The organism is Prevotellamassilia timonensis (assembly GCF_021531665.1).
Taxonomy (GTDB): Bacteria; Bacteroidota; Bacteroidia; order Bacteroidales; family Bacteroidaceae; genus Alloprevotella.
Genome location: NZ_JADYUH010000096.1, coordinates 1 through 2,787, shown reverse-complemented (window position 1 = coordinate 2,787; position 2,787 = coordinate 1). Strand labels below are relative to the sequence as shown.

2 protein-coding genes are annotated in these 2,787 nt (G+C 52.2%); both read left to right on the top strand.

Annotated elements, in window-relative coordinates; genetic code table 11:
* Window positions 1-155: 155 nt before the first annotated feature.
* The gene (locus tag I6E40_RS10455; protein ID WP_235387174.1) at window positions 156-551 is read left to right on the top strand and encodes a hypothetical protein; all 396 of its coding nucleotides are present in this window, start codon (window positions 156-158) and stop codon (window positions 549-551) included.
* A 105-nt stretch (window positions 552-656) separates the two neighbouring features.
* The gene (locus I6E40_RS10450; RefSeq protein WP_410897056.1) at window positions 657-2,081 is read left to right on the top strand and encodes a CCA tRNA nucleotidyltransferase; all 1,425 of its coding nucleotides are present in this window, start codon (window positions 657-659) and stop codon (window positions 2,079-2,081) included.
* Window positions 2,082-2,787: the final 706 nt, after the last annotated feature.

Sequence of the window (2,787 nt, the reverse complement as noted above, 5' to 3'; positions counted from 1 at the left end):
TTCTTCGGGTGAAAATCTGACCTCGAAAATGTCATTCAAATCTGACGCAACTTATTATTTTCATATTACTTAATAGCGACCACAACCGTAAGCACTTTCTTTTGAACGTTCCTTATCCCGTAATTTATAGAACACCCCTCAAACAAACCCAAACCATGAGAACTATGAAAAACCTGGCGGCAACACTTTGCATCTTCCTCACAGCCGCGCTCACACTCACATCCTGCACAGAGGACTGGCTCTATTCCGAGGCTGACCTCTACGGGCGATGGAGCATCGAGGAAACATCCTTCAACCATGCCTACATACCTGGCGACCAATGGATTTTCTCACCCAACGGGAACTTCTATGCCTACGCCGCCACGCTGGAATCCGGACGTTGGCGCACGAACAGCAGTTCACGAATCACCATCTACTTCCCCGATGCGGAGGGCATGGATGTTTACGTGCGTCACTACGATCGCGACCGCGGAATCATGGAAGTGGACGTCACTGACTATGACAACCGCGAGAACTATCGTCTGCTCCTTTATTATATGAGCGCATACTAAATCCCTAAGGAATGTCTGTAAACGCGTGTTCTGTAAATCACGTCAAGTTGATTTTGGACACTCCCTCATTCCATGATTATCACAGCCCCTTGAATCTTTCTCCCCATGCACATTCCCTCTCAAGCCGAAATGGCGCAAATCGTCTCTCAGAAAGGACTATCCGTGGTCACTGCCGTGGCGGACAGACTCGGACTTGAATGTCACCTCGTGGGTGGAAGCGTCCGTGACATCCTCCTCGGACGCCCCTCCGTGGACCTTGACATTGTCGTCGTTGGCAGCGGCGTCACCCTTGCCAGAGAGGTCGCCCGCGAATTTGGAAAGGCTCACCTCTCCGTGTTTAAAACCTACGGCACGGCGCAGGTGAAACATCATGGGGTGGAATATGAGTTCGTGGGAGCACGCCGAGAGAGTTACCATGCCGACTCACGCAACCCGATTTGCGAGGACGGCACTTTGGAGGACGACCAAAAGCGGCGCGACTTCACCATCAACGCCCTTGCGGTTTGTCTCAACAGTGCTCGCCTCGGCGAACTGACCGACCCGTTCGGAGGACTCCAAGACCTGGAGGACAAACTGATTGTGACGCCGCTGGACCCCGACATCACCTTCAGCGATGACCCGCTCCGCATGATGCGCTGCGTGCGCTTCGCCACACAACTCAACTTCTCCATTGCCGACGAAACCTTTGAAGCACTGCGACGCAACTGCGAACGCATTCGCATCATCACCGCCGAGCGAATCACAACCGAACTGCGCAAAATCATCAACTCTCCCATTCCTTCCAAAGGCTTCGCCGACCTGCAACGCTGCGGATTGCTCCCCATCATCCTTCCCGAACTCTCCGCGCTCGACGTGGTGGAGACACGCAACGGCAGATCCCACAAGAACAACTTCTATCACACGCTCCAAGTGCTTGACACGCTTGCTGCCGCTGAAGCCTCGGAATACCTCCGCTGGGCTGCCTTGCTCCACGACATCGGCAAACCGCGAAGCAAGAAGTGGGAACAGGGCATAGGGTGGACCTTCCACAACCACGACTACCTTGGAAAGAAAATGATAAAGCCGCTCTTCCGCCGCATGAAATTGCCCTTGGATGAGCGAATGAAATATGTGGAAAAACTCGTCGGACTCCACATGCGCCCCATCGCCATTGCCGACGACAGCGTCACGGACAGTGCCGTGCGCCGTCTCCTCTTCGATGCTTCCGACGACATTGACGACCTCATGCAACTTTGCGAAGCGGACATCACGGGACGCAATGAGGAGCGCAACCGCCGTTTCCACGAGAACTTCCAAACCGTGCGGCGCAAACTGACGGAGATTGAGGAGAAGGACCGCCTCCGAAACTTCCAGCCTCCCGTGTCGGGCGAGGAAATCATGGAGATGTGCTCCCTTCCGCCTTCTCGCGAAGTCGGTGTGTTGAAGAGCGCACTGAAGGACGCCATCCTTGAAGGCATCGTGCCGAACGAACACGACCCCGCCCGCGCTTTTGTCGAAGAAAAGGCACGCGAGATGGGATTGCTGAAATGATAGCCTCTCTTTTTGGAATTCGTTGCTGTTGTTTTCACCGGATAGCAATCGTTTGAAGACTACACAAACCCTACGCAGGTGCGGAGCGAAACCGCCGCTGTGTAGGGTTTGTTGTAACCGCGTTTCAACTCTACACTGCTGCGTAACGAAATGGCCGCTGTGTAGGGTTTGTTGTAACCGCGTTTCAACTATACACTGCTGCGTAACGAAATGGCTGCTGTGTAGGGTTTGTTGTAACTGCGCATCAACTCTACACTATACGTAAATAAAAGGGGAAAACAAAAAACTATACAAACTATACACAAAACCCTACACAAACCCTACATTTCGCTGATTTTCCGCTCGTTACAAAGTGTATAGTTTGCGCTTCAAACTATACACAAACTATACACAAACTATACATCGAAGCGTGCAAAACCCTACACGTCAACTCTGCACAATACCGTGCACAGAAGCGTTCAAAACCCTGCACGAAACGGAGCGCAAACCCTGCACTGCAACGGCGCGCAGTTTACTCAAGAGCGTACCTAAGTGAAATTAGGAGAAGGCTAATTTTAACTAGGTGCGCTCCTAGTTTTTCTTAGGTGCGCTCCTAATTTTTCTTAGGTGCGCTCCTAGTTTCTCTTAGGTGCGCTCCTAGTTTTTCTTAGGTGCGCTCCTAGTTTTTCTTAGGTGCGCTCCTAGTTTTTCTTAGGTGCGCTCCTAG

Coding starts and splice junctions, on each gene's coding strand:
- I6E40_RS10450 (WP_410897056.1), top strand. CDS start 657: ATGCACATTCCCTCTCAAGCCGAAATGGCGCAAATCGTCTCTCAGAAA.
- I6E40_RS10455 (WP_235387174.1), top strand. CDS start 156: ATGAGAACTATGAAAAACCTGGCGGCAACACTTTGCATCTTCCTCACA.